This window comes from Spirillospora sp. NPDC047418, from assembly GCF_040643275.1.
In the GTDB taxonomy this organism is placed as follows: domain Bacteria; phylum Actinomycetota; class Actinomycetes; order Streptosporangiales; family Streptosporangiaceae; genus Spirillospora.
The window spans coordinates 1-17,461 of the sequence record NZ_JBEYTW010000034.1 but is presented as its reverse complement, the minus strand read 5'-3'; the positions used below and the strand labels follow the sequence as shown (position 1 = coordinate 17,461).

Below are 17,461 nucleotides of genomic sequence, written 5' to 3'. Positions count from 1 at the left end.
GACACGGAAGAGGGCCCGCGACATCCGTCGGGCCGGAGCCGTCTCACAGGCGGTGAGAGCGAAACTCCGTTTTCTACTGGATGTCCGGGCCCTTCCCGGGTCCAACCCCCCGCGCGATCGGGCGGCTCCGCCCGGGTCCGCTCCCGGCGCACCGCACTGGTTGAGGCGGGCACGTTGCCGACCACTCGCGTGATCCCCGTCCCCGTCGTGCTGCGGTGCCCGGCGGCGCCTCGGGCGGCCGATCGGTGAGTCCCGTGCTGGACTGCAGCAAAACTACCGGCTCACGGCCCGGTGTCAACCGCGCCATGTTCTGCGGTGACACGGTGTCACCGCAGGTCAACGCCATGATCACCGGCCCGGGAAATCGGCCCGGAAGATCGGCGATCATGGCGTGGCGGCGGCGCGGCGCCGACGGGGCGGCGCGGTCAGCCGCCGGGTGCGGCGACGACCACCGTACCGGTCGCGGTGACGGCGATGATCGGCTCCGGCAGCAGCCGCGCGGCGGACTCCCCCTCCTCGGGGCGGCCCCGGCACACCACGCGGGCCTCGAACGCCATCGCGCGGCTGCGGGTGCCGGCCCGGACGAGGACGGCGGTGGTCTCCAGCACGTCCCCGGCCTTGACCGGCGCGCGGAACTGGACGTCGGTGTAGGAGGCGAACAGGCCCTCGTCGCCGTCGGTGCGGATGCACAGCTCGGTCGCGGCGTCCCCGAACAGCCCGAGGATGTAGGCGCCGTCCACCAGGTCGCCCGCGTAGTGGGCGTGGGAGTAGGGGACGTAGCGGCGGTGCGTGACGGCCGTCCCCTCGCGCGGATCACTCATCGTGGGTCTCTCCGTCGTCGCGGGCGGGCGGCTGGTCGGTCGGCTGGTCGGGGAGCTGGTCGGGGAGCAGGGCGTGGACGAGGTAGCTGGCGACCTCGGCGGGCGTGGTGCCCTTGCCGAAGATCCGGTCGACGCCGAGGTCGGCCTCGGTGACGGTGTCGAAGCGCGGGCCGCCGACGACCAGCAGCGGGCGGCCCATCCCGCCGGCGACCGCGGTCGGGTACTCGGCGTGGAACGCGGCGGCCATCTGCTTGGTGTTGTGCAGGTGGGCGTTGCGCTGGGTGACGACCTGGGAGACCAGGACGGCGTCGGCGTCCTCGGCCTTGGCGCGCTCCACCAGCTCCTCGACGGTGACCTGGGCGCCCATGTTCACGACCTGGATCTCCCGGTAGTACTCCAGGCCCTTCTCGCCCGCGAACCCCTTGACGTTCAGGATCGCGTCGATGCCGACGGTGTGCGCGTCGGTGCCGATGCAGGCGCCGACGACGACCAGCGGCCGGTTCATCCCCTCGCGGATCGCCAGGTTCACCTCCTGCGAGGTCAGCAGCGGGTAGGCGCGCTCCTCCGGGACGGGGATGGACGCGTAGTCGATCAGGTGCCGCACCTTCCCGTACACGATGAAGAAGGTGAAGTCGGGCCCCATCGGCTTGGCGTGCACGACGCTGGCGGGGTCCAGGCCCATCTTCCCGGCGAGCTGGAGGGCGGCGGCGTCGGCGCGCTTGCCGGCGGGGACGGGCAGCGTGAACGACATCTGCACCATGCCGTCGCCGGTGGTGTCGCCGTAGGGGCGGATGATCTGCCGGGTGTCGGCGGGTTCGGCCGGGGTCCCCGGCGGGGTCTGCGTGCCGGTTCCGGTGCTCTCGACCGTCATGCGGGCACCTCCTGCTCGGTGTCGGCGCGGGCGGCGTGCGGGTCCTCGGTGTCGAGGATCTCGATCGCGGGGTTGAAGTAGCCGTCGGCGCGGGGCACGACGCCGTCCAGGCCCTTGCCGCCGTCGGGCGGGCGGCGGGTGACGCCGAACGTGCCCTCGGCGATCGCGTCGAGCAGCCCGTCGTCGGCGATGCGGCCGAGCAGGTCGACCGACTCCGACAGGACCTGCTTGGCGCGCTGGACGAGCATCCCGTCCGGGCGGGGCATGAAGTCCTCGGCGAGGTTCCCGCACGCGTCGCGGACGTAGCGGACGTTCTCCAGCGCCAGGTCGCGGTCCGACAGCCACGGGGTGTGGATGCCCTCGGTCATCATCCCGATCAGGATGATCGACTGGCCGGTCATCACGCCGGCGAGGTTGAAGAAGGCGTCCAGCAGGTAGCCGGCGAAGATGTTGCCGGTCATGTGCTTGGTCGGCGGCATGTACTTCAGCGGCGCGCCGGGGAACAGCTCCCGGACGAGCTGGGCGTGCGCGAGCTCCAGCCGGAACGACTCGGGGATCGCCGGGTCGATCTCGAAGGCGTGGCCGAGGCCGAGCTGCGCGTCGGTGAGGCCCGCCTCGTGCCCGAACCGCTCGTTCAGCAGCTGGCTGACGATGACGGTGTGCGCGGCGTCGACCGCGTCGGCGGTGGTGAGGTAGTTGTCCTCGCCGGTGTTGATGACGATGCCGGCGCGGGCGTGGATCTGCCGGGAGAAGCGCTGGTCGATGAACGTGCGGCGCGGGTTGATGTCGCGGAAGATGATCCCGTACATGCAGTCGTTCAGCATCATGTCCAGGCGCTCCAGCCCGGCGAGCGTCGCGATCTCCGGCATGCACAGCCCGGAGGCGTAGTTCGTCAGCCGGACGTAGCGGCCGAGTTCACGGGAGACGTCGTCCAGCGCGGCGCGCATCAGCCGGAAGTTCTCCCGGGTGGCGTAGGTGCCGGCGTAGCCCTCGCGGGTGGCGCCCTCGGGGACGAAGTCCAGCAGCGACTGGCCGGTGGAGCGGATCACCGCGACGACGTCGGCGCCCTCGCGGGCGGCGGCCTGCGCCTGCGGGACGTCCTCGTAGATGTCGCCGGTCGCCACGATCAGGTAGACCAGCGGGCGCGGCGGGTCGGCGGTGTCGGGGGCCGGCAGCTCGGCGAGCAGCCGGTCGCGCTCGGCGCGGCGCCGGTCGATGCGGGCCATGCCGCCGCGCGCGGCCTCGCCCGCGGCCTTGCGGGCGTGGCCGGCGTCGGCGCCGGACGGGAGCCGGAACGACACCCGGCCGCGCGCGGCGGCCTGGGCGAGGTCGGCGAGGGAGCCGTGCGGGCCGTTCAGCAGCGCGTCCCAGACCGGCAGGGCGAGGCCGTGCTCAAGGCCGACCTGGCCGCGGACGGCGTCGGCGAGGTGGTTGGCCCAGGGGCGCCCCTCGTCGTCGGCGCCGGTGAGGCCGGCCAGGCGCAGCAGCGCCCGCTCGACCGAGGCGGTCGTGTGGGAGCGGGCCATCCCGATGATCGGCTCGGCGGCCCGGGCGGCGAGCCGCCGCGCGGTGCGCACCACCTCCGGGTCGAGGTCCAGCTTTCCCTGCGGCGCCATGGCCGTCTCCCCTCACGCAGCCGCCCCTCTCAGGCCGGGTCCGAACAATCATCCTTCTCACCGGGTTCTCTACGGGAGATCTTCCGGCATGAACACCGTAATTCACAAGAACTCGCGGCACATTCCTCCAACCTGCCCGACCCCGCGCCGATCACCTTCCCTGTCCGGGCGGTCATGTCACCTCCAGGTGACGGTCAGCGCCGAACCCGCCGGTAGCCACCGTACGTGAAATTAGACTCACTCCCGGTGATGACGACGCAAACGGGGGTGGCATGATCGTTTACTGTGCGGCAGCGGCCTGCGCGATCGGCGTGGTGCTCGTGGCGAGCCGGCTCGTCCGGCACTGGAGGGGCGTGGACGACCCCGACCCCGACGGGCCCACCACCGCGCACACCGGCGCGATGCTGTCGGCGCTGTTCCTGCTGGCGTTCGCCATCGCCATCGTCGTGCCGTGGACCACCGCCGACGCGGCGCGCTCCAACACCTACGCCGAGAGCCAGGCGATCTCCGAGGCGTACTGGGCCGCGAGCCGGCTCCCGCCGCCGGACGCGCGGCACGTCCAGGCGGAGCTGAACCGCTACGTCGCGCTGGTCCGCGGCCCCGAGTGGCGGCTCATGCGGCACGGCCGGCTCAGCCCGGCCGGCCAGCGGGACCTGGACGGCCTGCGCCGCTACGTGATCGCCGTCAAGGCCGGCACCGACGAGCTGAAGGACGCCCGCACCGCCGTCCTCGACCACCTCGGCGAGATATCCACCGCCCGCAACCAGCGCGCCGCGGACGCCCGCACGACGCCGCCCGCCGGGCTGCTGGCGGTGACCGTCCTCACCGGCATCGCCGTCCTGCTGCTGCCGTTCCTGTCGGGCGCCCGCCCGCGCGGCGCGACGCTCATACCGCTGTCGATCATGGCGGCGCTGCTGGCCGCGGGGACCTACCTGACCATCGACATCGCGCACGTGTTCGGCGGCGCCCTCGCGGTCGGCCCGGAGGCGTTCACCCATCTGCAGGCGCAACTGCAGAGCATCGGGGCGGGCGGCTGACCATGCACCCGCTCGCGTTCCGCGCCGCCGCGCTGCCGGCCGTACTGCCCGCCGCGGTCGCGGGCGCGCTCGCCCTCCCGGCCTGCGCGCTCGCCGACCCCGTCCCGCCCCCCGTCCCGCACCCCGTGATCAGCCTGTGCATCGACATCGAGATCGGCCCCGGCGCCGGCCAGGGCGGCTCCCCCTGCGAACCGCCCGCACCCGTGCCGCCGCCCCCACCGCCGCCCGAGACCCCGGCTCCCCCGCCGCCGCAGGAGCCGGCGCCGCCCGAGCCACCGGAGCCGCCCGAGCCCGCGCCGCCGGCCGTCCACTCCCCCGCCCCGGCACCGCCGCCCAGGCCCGAGCCGGTGGCGGCACCGGCCCCGCCCGCGCCGCCGCGGACCCGTCCGGCCCCGCCGCCCCCGCCGCCGCCGGAGAAGAAGCCCGCGCAGGCGTCCCCGGCGCCCGCGCACACGGCGCCGCGCGCGGCGAAGGCGCCGGAACGGCGCCGCAACCCGCTGAGCACCTCGCTGGTCCTGGTCGTCCTCGCGGTCGTCATCAGCGCCGGCACCGCCATCGCGTTCGCCCGCTAGCCGTACCGCCTCGTGAGGTTGGGACGCGGCCGGCGGGTGGTCGGCCGCCGAGTGCGGTGCGGCGGCGGCGCCTCAGCCGAGGCGGCCGACGCCGCCGAAGACGAGGAACCGCTCGGGGTCGTCCACGGCGTCGCCCTCGCCGGGGCGCCACAGCGGCACGTACACCAGGCCGGGGTCGAGCAGCTCCCAGCCGTCGAAGAACCCGAGGATCTCGGCGTGCGACCGGGCGACCGCCGGGGAGGTCGCCCGGTCGTAGAGCTTGCCGATCGCGGCGGTCTTGCCCGGCTGCGCGTCGTGGGTCAGGTGCGAGACCACCAGGTGGCTGCCGGGCGCGGCGGCGTCGCGCAGCGCGCCGACGATGCCCGCCGGGTCCTCCTCGGGCTTGACCAGGTGCAGCGCCGCGACCAGTAGGAACGCCACCGGCTCGGACAGGTCGACGAGCTTGGCCAGCTCCGGGGCGGCCAGGATGTCGCCGGGTACGCGCATATCGGCCTGCAGGACCGCGGTGCGTTCGTCGCCGGCCAGGATGCTGCGGCTGTGCGCGACGGCGACGTCGTCGTTGTCGACGTACACCACCCGCGCGCCGGGGTTCACGCTCTGCGCGACCTCGTGCACGTTGCCCTGCGTCGGGATGCCCGACCCGATGTCGACGAACTGCGCGACGCCCGCCGCGGCGAGCACCCGGACGGCGCGGCGCAGGAACGCCCGGTTCGCCCGCGCCAGCTCCCGCGCCTGCGGCTCGACCCGCAGCAGCCCGGTCGCCAGATCACGATCGGACGCGAAATTGTGCGCTCCGCCGAGCAGAAAGTCGTACACCCGTGCGACGCTGGGTCTCTGACTGTCGACCTCGGGTGGGATCCACTCGGAGTCCATGCATCGTCTCCCTTAGACCGAGGGGTGCCGTGCGGGGCGGACTCAGCGTAACTCGCGGCGCCCCGGAGGTACCCCGCGAACGGGACAGCGAGGACCGATGTCCGACCACCCCGCACGGCCCGGGCCGGTGACCGTCCTGCTCACCCCGGAGGGCAGGATCACCGGCTGGAGCGAGGGCGCGGCACGCCTGTTCGGCCGCGATGCCGGCACGGCGGTCGGGGCGGCGCTGCCCGCCCTGCTCGACCGGCCCGGCGCGGCCGAGCCGCTCGCCGCCGCGCTGAAGACGGCCGCATCCGGCCGGTCCTGGGCCGGCGTGCTGCCGCTCGCCGGGGGCCGCGTGTCCGTCGCCTGCGACCCCATCGCCTGCGCGGGCGGCGCCACCGCCGTCGCGCTGACGGTGTCCCCGCCGTGGGCGGGCGGCCTGGAGCTGCTGAACGAGGCGGGCCGCCGCATCGGCTCCACCCTCGACCTGCACCGCACCGCCCGCGAGATCGTCGCCGTCACCGTCCCCCGGTTCGCCGACGCCGGCGCCATCTACGTCCTGGAGCGGCTCCTCGCCGACGACGACCAGCCCGCGGCGGAGGCCGACGGCTCGGCCGTGGTGCGGCGCCTCGCGGTCGCGTTCGCCGAGGACGACCCCCGCGAGTGGTCCCGCGAGTTCCCGGTCAACGAGGTCATCGTCTACCCGCCGTCCACCCCGTACGCGCGGTGCCTCACCACCGGCGAGATGACCGAGTTCGGCGGCGACGCCGTGCAGGACGCCCTCGCCCGGCAGACCGGGCGCGTCCTGGACGGCCTCCTCGACCACGTGTCGCTGCTGGCGGTGCCGCTGTGGGCGCGGGGCCGGGCGCTGGGGTTCGCGGTGTTCAGCCGCAAGCGCGGCCGGCTGCCGTTCGCCGCCGCCGACACGGCGCTGGCCGCCGAGCTCGCCGGCCGCGCCGCGACGTGCGTCGACAACGCCTGCCTGTACCGGCGCGAGCACCGGACCGCGACCACGCTGAAGTCCGGGCTGCTGCCCGCCGGGGTCGCCGCGCCGGCCGGGCTGGAGATCGCGCACCGCTACCTGCCGGCCCGCAGCGGCGTCGGCGGCGACTGGTACGACGTGGTGCCGCTGCCCGGCGACAAGGTCGCGATCGTGATCGGCGACTCGGTCGGGCACGGCGTCACCGCCGCCGCGGCGATGGGGCAGCTGCGGGTCGCCGCGCACACCCTGGCCAGCTGCGAGTTCCCGCCCGCCGAGGTGCTGGAGCGGCTCGACTCCATCGCCCAGGACCTGGACGCCGCCCAGTTCGCGACCTGCCTGTGCATGGTCTGCGACCCCGCGACGCTGCACTGCGAGGTGGCGTGCGCCGGGCATCCGCCGCCGCTGCTGGCCCTCCCGGACGGCACGGCGCGGCGGTTCGCGTTCCCGCACGGGCTGCCGCTCGGGGTGTCCGACCCCGCGCACCCGGCCGCCTACGAGCAGGCCGCGGCGCAGATCCCGCCGGGCGCCACCCTCGCCTTCTACACCGACGGGCTGGTGGAGAGCCGGATGCGCAACGTGGACGAGGGCATCGCACGGCTGGCGTCCGCGCTGGTCGCCTCGCAGGCCGGCTCGCTGGAGGACACCGCCGACGGGGTCCTGGCCCTGCTGGCCGACCAGCAGGGCCACGACGACATCGCCCTGCTCCTGATCCGCCCCGCCGGCTGAGCCGGGCGGGGCGGGGCGGGGTCCGGAGCTAGAGGCCGGGGATCTCGTGGTTGCGGAACGCGTCCACGAAGTAGGTGTGGTCGTCGCGGACGATCTCGGCGTACTCGGTGCCGAACGCGACCATCGCCTCGACGAACGCCGACTCGTCCGGGCCGATCGCCGCGTGGATGGCGTCCTCGACCTGGAACCCGACCAGGGTGTGGTCGGAGTCGGTGTCGGACACGCAGTGCACCTTGGCGGTGGCGCGGCCGAGGTCGTCCAGGACCGAGAGCATGTCCTCCGGCTCGGTGAGGCCGCCCCAGTCCAGGTCCTCCTCGTAGGGGGACAGCTCCTGGACGACGTAGCCGACGCCGCCGATCCGGGTGTGGCCGAGCCACGGGTCGCTGTTGGCCTGCAGCGCCCGGCGGGACACGGCGGTCCGGTGCCCGTGGTGCTGGAAGTACTCCCGTATGCGCGGGTCGTCCACGACGCGGCTGGGCGCGGCGACGTTGCCCTGCTTCATCGACAGGATGACGTCGTTCTCCAGCGCCTGGGTGTTGCCCTCCACCAGGATGTTGTAGGCCGACAGCCCGGCCGAGCCGATGCCGAACCCGGACGCGCCCACGATGTCCTTCACCTCGTAGGTGAGGCTGCCGAACCGCTTCTCGCGCGGGATGGTGTCCAGGTACTCCCGGTAGGCGGCCTCGACCTCGGCGCGCTCGGCCTCGTCCAGGCGGCGGACGCCGGGCCGGTCGCGGAACCGGCGGTCGGGCCCGTCCACGACCGTCATGCCCTCCAGCAGCCCGATCCGGGTGCCGCCCATCGCGGCGACGAGGACGTCCCGGACGTAGCCGTCGGTGTTGTCGAGGGTCAGCGCGAACTTCTCGTCGCCCTCGTGCGCGGCGAAGCCGCGGACCTGGTCGACGTAGGCCCGCACATAGGTCTCGATCAGCCGGCGGATGTCGGCGTCGGAGATCGCCTTCTGCCAGGCCAGCAGCGCCAGGCTCGCCACGAGCCGCTTGACGTCCCAGGTGAAGTGGCCGACGTAGGCCTCGTCGTAGTCGTTGACGTCGAAGACGAACACGCCGTCGTCGTTCATGTAGGTGCCGAAGTTCTGCGCGTGCAGGTCGCCCTGGATCCACACGCGCGACGTGCGCTCGTCGGCCCAGGGGTCGTCGTCGCCGGCGATGTCGGCGTAGAACAGGCAGGCGCTGCCCCGGTAGAACGCGAACGGGTCGGAGGCCATCTTGCGGAAGCGGCGGCGGAACTCGGCGGGGCTGCGCTCCATCAGGTCCGAGAACGCCTCGACCAGGACGTCGACGATCTGCGCCCGGCGCTCCTTCGGGTCCCGCCCGCGCAGTTCCCCGGTGATGCTCGCCATGCTCTCTCCCTCGATGATCGGGTGAGCCCCGCCGCTGCCGGGGCGTTCCCGGTCATTGTGCCGAATCCGGACCCGTCCGGGAGGTGAACAGCGCGCGCACGGCCGGTTCCGTCCGGACCAGGTCAAGGGCGGTCTCGGCGTGTCCGGGGACGTAGCCGTTGCCGATCAGCATCGTGACGTCGGCGGCGAGGCCCTCGGCGCCGAGCGCGGCGGCGGGGAACGAGGTCGCCATCGAGAAGAACACGACGGTGCCGCCGGGCGCGGTGGCGAGGATCGCGCCGTGCTCGCAGCCGGGCACGTCCACGCACACGACGGTGACGCCGACCGGCTCCCCGATGGCGGCGGCGACCGCGACGGGGTCGCGGGCGTCGGCGCGCACGACGGCGTCGGCCAGCCCGGACGCGGTGAGCCGTTCCTCCTCCTCGGCGGTGGGGACGAGCCCGATCACGCGGGACGCGCCGGCGCGGCGGGCGGCGGCGAGCGCCAGCGAGCCGGATTTGCCGGCGGCGCCCAGCACCGCGACCGACGGGGCCGACTTCGCGGCGACGACGCGGGCGGTGAGGGCGGGCGCGCCGCACACGTCCATGACGGCGAGGGCGAGCGGGACCGGCATGTCGGCGGGCAGGACGGCGGCGATGGAGCGGGCGAACAGGATCGCGTGGCCGCGCGCCGGGACCTGCTCGGACAGCCCGTCCCAGCCGGCGAGGCCGTCGGTGATCGCGAGGGGGGTGAGGGTGAGGGAGACGAGCGTGGCGACGCGGTCGCCCGGCTTCAGCCCGAGCGGCGACTCCGGCCCGGCCTCTTCCACGACGCCGACGAGCATGCCGCCCGACCCGGTGACGGGGTTGTGCATCTTGCCGCGCTCCCCGATGATCCGCAGCACCTCGGCGCGGATCGCGTCCGGGTCGCCGCCGTGCGCGGTGTGCAGCTGCCGGTAGGAGGCGGCGTCCAGGTTGAGGCGCTCGACGCCGATGCGGACCTCGCCGGGCCGGATCGCCGGGTCGGTGTCGAGCCGGTGCGCGGCCTGCGGCAGCACGCCCGCCGGCTCCAGCACCCGGTGCAGCCCCACCGCCGTCCCCGCCGTCCCGCCCGTCCCCGCCGGCACCGTCATCGCCGTCCCGCCTCTCTGTCGAAATCGCCTGGTGTAGCGCAAGATGTTCAGGGCACCACTGGTTTCATCGAAAGTCTTCCCGTAACGTCGGGCTCATACAAGAGTTTTGCGCGATCAATGTGAGGCGAGGAGGGGGTCGACGATGACCACTGCCCTGCACCCGGACGCGGCCGTATCCGGCGACGCGTCCGACCGGACCGCACGCCAGCCGTACGCCTACCGGCGCCGGCCCCTGGAGGAGCCCGACTGGCGGCGCCTGCCCGGATGGCGCGACGTCACGCGGGAGGAATGGGAGTCGGCGCAGTGGCAGCGCGCCCACTGCGTGAAGAACCTGCGGCAGCTCCGCCAGGTCATGGGCGACCGGCTGGACGAGTCGTTCTACACCGACCTGGAGCACGACCAGGCCGAGCGCGCCACCATGTCGATGCTGGTGCCGCCGCAGATGCTGAACACGATGGACTCCTCGTCCACCGCCGCCTTCCACGCCGACCCCGTGCGGCGCTACATGCTGCCCGTCCTCGGCGACCGGCGCACCGACTGGCCGTCCCACCCGCACGCCTCCCGCGACTCGCTGCACGAGGCCGAGATGTGGGCCGTCGAGGGCCTCACCCACCGCTACCCCACCAAGGTGCTGGCCGAGCTCCTGCCCACCTGCCCGCAGTACTGCGGGCACTGCACCCGCATGGACCTGGTCGGCAACTCCACCCCGAATGTCGACAAGCACAAGTTCACCACCAAGCCGCCGGACCGGCTCGGCGCCATGCTGGACTACCTGCGCCGCACCCCCGGCGTCCGCGACGTGGTGGTCTCCGGCGGCGATGTCGCCAACATGCCGTGGGCGCGGCTGGAGTCGTTCGTCGACGCGCTGCTGGACATCGACAACATCCGCGACATCCGCCTGGCCAGCAAGGCGCTCATGGGCCTGCCGCAGCACTGGCTGCAGGACGACGTCCGCGCCGGCATGGAGCGGCTGGCGGCCAAGGCGCACCGGCGCGGCGCGCAGATCGCGATCCACACCCACGTCAACGCGGCCCAGTCGGTGACCCCGCTCGTCGCCAGGGCCGCCCGCGCGATGCTCGACACCGGGATCCGCGACGTCCGCAACCAGGGCGTGCTGCTGCGCGGCGTCAACGACACCCCGGACGCGCTGCTCGACCTGTCGTTCGCGCTGCTCGACGAGGCCGGGATCATGCCGTACTACCTGTACATGTGCGACATGATCCCGAACAGCGAGCACTGGCGGCTCGCGGTGTGGGAGGCCCAGGAGCTGCAGCACGCGATCATGGGCTACCTGCCCGGGTTCGCCACCCCGCGCATCGTCTGCGACGTCCCCTACGTCGGCAAGCGGTGGGTGCACCAGCTCGCCGACTACGACCGCGAGCGCGGCATCTCCTACTGGACGAAGAACTACCGCACCGGCCTGGAGCTGTCCGACCCGGACGCGCTGACCCGGCGGTACGAGTACCACGACCCGATCTACACGCTGCCGGAGGAGGGCCGGACCTGGTGGCGGGAGCGTTCCGGGGCCGCGTGAGGCGACCCGCCCGGCGCCTTTACGTTGTAGATCCGGTATGCAGCGGAATACCCTTGTAAGGGTGATCTCTGAGCTGACCGCCGCCGACCTGGAAGACGACCCGCACCCGCACCTCGCGGAGCTGCGCGAGCGCGCCCCGGCCGCCCTGCTCCCCGAGCTGGGCGGCTGGCTGGTCACCTCCCGCGACCTGGCGCTGCGCGTGCTGCGCGACCCCGCCGCCTTCACCGTCGACGACCCGCGCTTCTCCACCGCGCAGGTCGTCGGGCCGAGCATGCTGTCGCTGGACGGCCCCGCCCACACCCGGCACCGCGACCCGTTCGCGCGCCCGTTCCGCCCGGCGCGGACCCGGGAGCGGTTCACCGCGTTCGTCGAGGACGAGGCCGCCCGGCTGGTGGCCGGGCTCGCCCCCGCCGGGCGGGCCGAGCTGCGCGGCGAGCTGGCCGGGCCGCTCGCCGTCGCGGTCGTCACCGAGGCGCTCGGCCTGGACGGCGTGGACGCCGCGACCGTCCGGTCCTGGTACGGCGCGTTCGTCGACGCGGTCTCGGCGATCACCGCCGGCGGCACCGCCCCGGCCACCGCCGCGGCGGCGTACCGGCTGCTCACCGCGGCGGTCGAGGAGGCGATCACCGCCTCGCGCCCCGGCTCCCTGCTGGCCGAGGCCGCACGGGACGAGGCGCGGCTGACCACGCCGGAGGTCGTCGCGAACTCCGCGATCCTGATGTTCGGCGGCATCGACACCACCGAGGGGATGATCGCCAACGCGGCGCTGCACCTGCTCGGGCACCCCGGCCAGCTGCGGCTCGTCCGCGACGATCCCGGACTGCTGCCGGCGGCGATCGAGGAGTCGCTGCGGCTGGAGCCCGCGGCGGCCGTCGTCGACCGGTACGCCGTCCGCGACACCGCGCTCGGCGGCGCGCAGATCCGCGCCGGCGACCTGGTGCGGGTGTCGATCACCGGCGCCAACCGCGACCCGGCGGTCTTCCCCGACCCCGACCGCTTCGACGTGCGGCGGCACAACGCGGCCGAGCACCTGGCGTTCGCGCACGGCCCGCACTTCTGCTTCGGCTCCCACCTGGCCCGGCTCGAGACCCGGACGGCCCTCACCGCGCTGCTGGACCGGCTCCCCGGACTCCGCCTCGACCCGGACCGCCCCGCCCGCCCGCACGGCCTGGTGTTCCGCAAACCGCCGCGCCTGGACGTCAGGTGGGACGAATAAAGGCCAGTTCAGGCCCCGTGGACGGCCCAAAGGGGCGCGCCGGATATGGGAATATGTCGCCATGATCGTGGAACGCCGCATCGAGCTGCGCTTCGGGCTGCAGAGCCGGGAAGCCGAGACGCACACCAACCTGTCCGCCGTGCGCCAGGACGGCCGCTGCCTGTGGGTCGCGGGCGATGAGACGGCCACCATCGAGCGGCTCACCGCCGTGCTGGACGGCGACGGCCGCGTCGCCGGCTACGAGGGGCAGACCACGGTCGCGCTCGCCGACCTCGTCCCGCTGCCCGCCGGCCCCGACGAGGAGGCCGACATCGAGGGCCTCGCGCGCGCCAACGGCTGGCTGTGGGCGATCGGCTCGCACAGCCTCAAGCGCAAGAAGATCAAGCCGGGGCAGAGCGCGGCGAAGGCGCGCAAGCGGCTCGCCACCGTCGTCCGCGAGGACAACCGCTTCATCCTCGCCCGGCTCCCCCTGGTGACCGGGGAGGACGGGCTGCCCGCCGTCGTGCGCGAGGCCGGGGACGGCCGCACCGCCGCCGTCCTCGGCCTGGACAAGGACTCCATCACCGACCTGCTGGCGGACGACCCGCACCTCGCGCCGTTCCTGTCCATCCCGAGCAAGGACAACGGCATCGACATCGAGGGCGTCGCCGCGCACGGCGACCGGCTCTACATCGGCCTGCGCGGCCCGGTGCTGCGCGGCTGGGCGGTGCTGGTGGAGATCCGCCCGGACACCGACCCCGGCGACCCGCGGCGGCTGCGGCTGCTGCCCGTCGGCGACGGCGCGGACCGCTACCGCACGCACTTCCTCGACCTCGGCGGCCTCGGCATCCGCGACCTGTGCCCGCACGGCGACGACCTGCTCGTCCTCACCGGCCCCAGCATGGACCTGGACGGCCCGGTGCGCGTGGTCCGGTGGCCGGACGCGGCGCGCCTGGACGCCGCCGAGATCGTCCCCGCCGAGGAGCTGGAGACGCTGGGCGAGCTGCCCTACGGCGACGGCGACGACCACGCCGAGGGCATCGCGGTGCTGGACGAGCCCGGAACGCGGCTCATGGTCGTCTACGACAGCCCGTCCGCGGCCCGGCTCACCGACGCGGGCGGCGTCCTCGCCGACGTCGTGGACCTCGGGTGAGCGGCCCCGGCTGAGCGGGTCCCGGCCGGCGGTACCCGAATAAGCGCTTGCTTCTGTGTTCTGCTTGGATGGGCCCCGAACCGGCAGAACGCGAAGGGGCAGGGCAGAGCATGATCGAGTGGTCCGACGAAGACCTGATGATCCGGGACGCGGTGCGCGGCTGGATCGACGCCGAGGTCCGGCCGAACCTGGACGCCCTGGAGTCGGGGGAGCTGCCGCCGTACGACCTGCTGCGCGGCCTCTACAAGACGTTCGGGATGGACGAGATGGCCCGCTCGTCCTTCCAGTCCCGGATCGCCAGGGAGAAGGCGGGCGAGTCCGGGGAGGGCGAGGAGCGCTCCGGCGGCGGGAACGCGGCGATGACCATGATCCCGGTCATCGAGCTGTGCAAGGTCGCGCCCGGCCTGGTGTCGGCGATGGGCGTCGGGCTCGGCCTCGCCGCCGGGACCATCATGAAGCGCGGCACGCCCGAGCAGAAGGAGCGCTGGGCGCTGCCGCTGCTGACCATGGAGAAGGTCGGCGCCTGGGCGATCACCGAGCCCAACTCCGGGTCGGACGCCTTCGGCGGCATGCAGGCGACGGCGAAGAAGACCGGCGACGAGTACGTCATCAACGGCAGCAAGACCTTCATCACCAACGGCCCCTACGCCGACACGATCGTCTTCTACTGCAAGCTCGACGACGGGCGGGACGCGCGCGACCGCGAGATCCTCACGTTCGTCCTCGACCGGGGCATGGAGGGCCTGGAGCAGAGCAGGCCGCTGCGCAAGATGGGCCTGCACTCCTCCCCCACCGGCGAGCTGTTCCTCAACGACGTCCGCGCCGGGGCCGACCGCCTGCTGTCGTCCGGCTCGCAGGGCGGCAAGGAGTCGGCCAAGCAGAACTTCGTCACCGAGCGCGCCGGCGTCGCGGCGATGGCGCTCGGCGTCATCGAGGAGTGCCTGAAGCTGTCGGTCGAGTACGCCAAGACCCGCGAGCTGTGGGGGCAGCGGATCGGCGACTTCCAGCTCATCCAGCTGAAACTGGCCAAGATGGAGGTCGCGCGGCTCAACGTCCAGAACCTGGTGTTCCGGCACATCGAGATGCAGCGCGCCGGCCGCGCCCCGACGCTCGCCGAGGCGTCGGCGATGAAGCTGTACGCGGCGCAGGCCGCCAGCGAGGTCGCGCAGGAGGCGGTCCAGCTGTTCGGCGGCAACGGCTACATGAGCGAGTACCGCGTCGAGCAGCTCGCCCGCGACGCCAAGTCGTTCCAGATCTACGCGGGCACCGACGAGATCCAGGTGACGCACATCGCGCGCGACCTGCTGTCCCGCTGACCCGGCGCCGTCCGGTCCCGAGGCCGGCGCCCGCCGCGTGCTCCACGGCGCCCGCCGCGAACTTTCGCGGCGGGCGCGCCGTCGAAGAGGTGGGGGGCGGGTGAGGGCGATCGCCCGGCCCCCGCCGAAGGCCATTTCTGGACAGCCGACGATGGGGACTGGATACTCACAGCCATGGACGGTCAGGCCTCATTCCCGGTGAGAGCGTCCGACACGGAACGGGACCGGGCCCTGCGCGTCCTCAGCGACCGCGTGGCCGAGGGCCGGATGTCGAACGACACGTTCGAGCGCCGTGTGGACCAGGTGCTGCAGGCGCGCAGCCAGGCGGAGCTGGCCGGCATCGTGCACGACCTGCCGCCGCAGAACCGCGTGCTCGACCGGCTGACCGGGCTGGTGTCCTCGGTGTCGCAGGTGACGGCGCGGATCGAGGCGGCCTGGCGGGCGCCCCGGCTGCCCCGGTTCATGCTGCCGCCGGCCGACCTGAAGCGGATCGTCGTCGGACGCGCCCCGGCCTGCCAGTTCATCCTCACCGACCTGACCGTCTCCCGGTTCCACGCCGAGATCTACCGGGCCGGCGAGACCTGGATGATCTCCGACCTCGGCTCGATGAACGGCACCCGGGTGAACGGGTGGCGGCTGACCGGCCCGATCCGGCTGCGGCCCGGCGACGAGGTCGGCTTCGGCAACTCCCGCTTCATCGCCGCCGCCCCCTAGCGCACCCCCGCCCCCGCGGCGCCCCCTCGGCGCCCCCGCGGTCCGGGTCCTGCCGGGGGGCTTGACGTATTCGTTAAGAGTCCTTACTTTCTCCTCCAAGTTAGGAAACCTTCTTAACTCGGAGGCGCCGCCGTGTCCACCACCCCCGTCCCGGGGACCCCCAGCCTGCTGCGGGCCATCAACGACCGCGCGGCACTGGAGGCCCTGCTCGCGCGCGGGCCGCTGACCCGGCCGCAGATCTCCGACCTCACCGGCATCTCCAAGCCGACCGCCTCCCAGCTGCTGGCCCGGCTGGAGCAGGCCGGCCTCGTCGTCCGCGACGGGATCCGGGAGGGCCTGCCCGGACGCACCGCCGAGCTGTACCGGATCAACGGCGCCGCCGCCCATGTCGCCGGCGCCGACGTCACCCCGGCGCGGATCCGGGTCAGCGTCGCCGACCTCGCCGGGACGGTCGTCGGCGAGCACACCCTGCCCACCCCCGCGCGCACCGGCGTGGACGCCGTCGCCCGGACGGCCGAGGCGCTCGACGGCGCCGCCGCCGCGGCCGGGCTCGCCCGCGCCGGCCTGGCCCGCGCCGTCATCGGCATCCAGGGCGCCGTCGACCCCGCCACCGGGCGGCTCGGCTACGCCGCGCACATCCCCGGCTGGCACATCCCCGCCCTGGTGGACACGCTCACCGGCGGGCTCGGCATGCCCGTCGCGATCGAGAACGACGTCAACCTCGCCGCGCTGGCCGAGCGGGCCGGCGGCCAGGCCGCCCCCGAGGCGGGAGGCCCCCGCGACTTCGTGCTGCTGTGGGTCGCCGACGGCGTCGGCATGGCGGTCGTGCTGGACGGCGCCCTGCACCGCGGCGCGACGGGCGGCGCCGGCGAGATCGGCTACATGCCCGCGGTGGGCGCGCCGCTGATGCGGGACGTCCGCCGCACCCACACCGGCGGCGTGCACAGCCTCACCGGCGGCGGCGCCGTGCTGCGGCTGATGCGCGAGCACGGCTTCCGGGGCCGCGACGCCGCCACCGCCCTCGGCCGCGCCGCCGCCGACGTCGAGCACACCGGCCGGCGCACCGCCACGGACGCGGGCGCGCGCGCCGAACGGGCCCTCACCGAGCTGGCGACCCGGCTCGGCGCCACCCTCGCCACCGTCGTGGCCGTCATCGACCCCGCACTCGTCGTCCTGACCGGCGACGTCCTGCGCGCGGGCGGGGAACCGCTCCGCGCGCGCGTCGAACAGCACCTGCACAGCCTGACGATCCCGCGTCCCGGGGTGCGGCTCAGCACCGTCGAGGGCAACCCCGTCCTGGCCGGGGCGCTCCAGCAGGCACTCAGGGAGACCCGCGACGAGGTCTTCTCCACCACCGTCCCCTGACCCGTTCCGGAAGACCGCACGCCCTCCCCCACCCCCAAGGAGGACCCAGTGCCCACCACCCCACCACGCCTCGCGGCCGCCCTCGCCGCCGCCGGGCTCGCCCTCGCCGCCGGCTGCACGGCCGGCGGCGGCCCGTCCGGCGGCGGCCCGCGGGCCGGCGCGCCGCCCACGAACGAGGGCGGGCGCGGCTGGAGCGCCCCCCACCCGGTGAAGGCGGTGCAGGACGCCGGAGA

The 17,461-nt window shown here is 74.1% G+C and carries 15 protein-coding genes and 1 pseudogene; 10 read left to right on the top strand and 6 right to left on the bottom strand.

The window, feature by feature from the left end; genetic code table 11:
* Positions 1-425: 425 nt before the first annotated feature.
* Genes kal through kamD form a run of 3 tightly spaced genes read right to left on the bottom strand, consistent with a single transcriptional unit; the run spans position 426 to position 3,308 of the window.
* Positions 426-821: a 3-aminobutyryl-CoA ammonia lyase gene (gene kal / locus ABZ806_RS21805; protein ID WP_500219172.1), complete on the bottom strand. Its 396-nt coding sequence runs from the start codon at positions 819-821 to the stop codon at positions 426-428.
* Positions 814-1,692: a lysine 5,6-aminomutase subunit beta gene (gene kamE / locus ABZ806_RS21800; protein WP_500219170.1), complete on the bottom strand. Its 879-nt coding sequence runs from the start codon at positions 1,690-1,692 to the stop codon at positions 814-816. The genes kal and kamE overlap by 8 nt, the downstream gene beginning before the upstream one ends.
* Positions 1,689-3,308, bottom strand: a complete 1,620-nt coding sequence (gene kamD / locus ABZ806_RS21795; RefSeq protein WP_500219169.1) for a lysine 5,6-aminomutase subunit alpha — start codon at positions 3,306-3,308, stop codon at positions 1,689-1,691. Before kamD ends, kamE begins: the two co-directional genes overlap by 4 nt.
* A 272-nt stretch (positions 3,309-3,580) precedes the next feature.
* Here kamD and ABZ806_RS21790 point away from each other — a divergent pair, with 272 nt between their 5' ends.
* Entirely contained in the window at positions 3,581-4,345 is a 765-nt protein-coding gene (locus ABZ806_RS21790; protein WP_500219168.1) for a bestrophin-like domain, read from the top strand.
* A 2-nt stretch (positions 4,346-4,347) separates the two neighbouring features.
* Positions 4,348-4,917: a hypothetical protein gene (locus ABZ806_RS21785; protein WP_500219167.1), complete on the top strand. Its 570-nt coding sequence runs from the start codon at positions 4,348-4,350 to the stop codon at positions 4,915-4,917.
* 72 nt (positions 4,918-4,989) lie between these two features.
* On the opposite strand, the gene ABZ806_RS21780 is transcribed toward ABZ806_RS21785, so the two are convergent.
* Positions 4,990-5,790: an SAM-dependent methyltransferase gene (locus tag ABZ806_RS21780; protein ID WP_500219166.1), complete on the bottom strand. Its 801-nt coding sequence runs from the start codon at positions 5,788-5,790 to the stop codon at positions 4,990-4,992.
* A 97-nt stretch (positions 5,791-5,887) separates the two neighbouring features.
* Between ABZ806_RS21780 and ABZ806_RS21775 the strand changes: the two genes are divergently transcribed.
* Positions 5,888-7,480 carry a PP2C family protein-serine/threonine phosphatase gene (locus ABZ806_RS21775; protein WP_500219165.1) on the top strand — a complete coding sequence of 531 codons (1,593 nt, stop codon included), beginning with the start codon at positions 5,888-5,890 and terminating at the stop codon, positions 7,478-7,480.
* Positions 7,481-7,508: 28 nt separating this feature from the next.
* On the opposite strand, the gene ABZ806_RS21770 is transcribed toward ABZ806_RS21775, so the two are convergent.
* Positions 7,509-8,840, bottom strand: a complete 1,332-nt coding sequence (locus tag ABZ806_RS21770) for a DUF2252 domain-containing protein (protein WP_500219164.1) — start codon at positions 8,838-8,840, stop codon at positions 7,509-7,511.
* Between the two features lie 52 nt (positions 8,841-8,892).
* Entirely contained in the window at positions 8,893-9,951 is a 1,059-nt protein-coding gene (gene kdd, locus ABZ806_RS21765) for an L-erythro-3,5-diaminohexanoate dehydrogenase (protein ID WP_500219163.1), read from the bottom strand.
* Between the two features lie 142 nt (positions 9,952-10,093).
* Here kdd and ABZ806_RS21760 point away from each other — a divergent pair, with 142 nt between their 5' ends.
* The 7 genes and pseudogenes from ABZ806_RS21760 to ABZ806_RS21730 all read left to right on the top strand — a co-directional run.
* The gene (locus ABZ806_RS21760) at positions 10,094-11,485 is read left to right on the top strand and encodes a KamA family radical SAM protein (protein WP_500219162.1); all 1,392 of its coding nucleotides are present in this window, start codon (positions 10,094-10,096) and stop codon (positions 11,483-11,485) included.
* A 61-nt stretch (positions 11,486-11,546) separates the two neighbouring features.
* Positions 11,547-12,701: a cytochrome P450 gene (locus ABZ806_RS21755; RefSeq protein WP_500219161.1), complete on the top strand. Its 1,155-nt coding sequence runs from the start codon at positions 11,547-11,549 to the stop codon at positions 12,699-12,701.
* A gap of 61 nt (positions 12,702-12,762) precedes the next feature.
* Positions 12,763-13,833, top strand: a complete 1,071-nt coding sequence (locus tag ABZ806_RS21750; protein ID WP_500219159.1) for a DUF3616 domain-containing protein — start codon at positions 12,763-12,765, stop codon at positions 13,831-13,833.
* 110 nt (positions 13,834-13,943) lie between these two features.
* On the top strand, positions 13,944-15,149 hold the full coding sequence (locus tag ABZ806_RS21745) for an acyl-CoA dehydrogenase family protein (protein WP_500219158.1): 1,206 nt from the start codon (positions 13,944-13,946) through the stop codon (positions 15,147-15,149).
* Positions 15,150-15,323: 174 nt separating this feature from the next.
* A complete protein-coding gene (locus ABZ806_RS21740) occupies positions 15,324-15,863 on the top strand; it encodes an FHA domain-containing protein (protein WP_500219157.1) in 540 nt (179 codons plus the stop codon).
* A 132-nt stretch (positions 15,864-15,995) separates the two neighbouring features.
* On the top strand, positions 15,996-17,228 hold the full coding sequence (locus ABZ806_RS21735; protein ID WP_500219156.1) for an ROK family transcriptional regulator: 1,233 nt from the start codon (positions 15,996-15,998) through the stop codon (positions 17,226-17,228).
* Positions 17,229-17,276: 48 nt separating this feature from the next.
* Positions 17,277-17,461, top strand: a pseudogene (locus ABZ806_RS21730) (hypothetical protein); the annotation flags it as partial.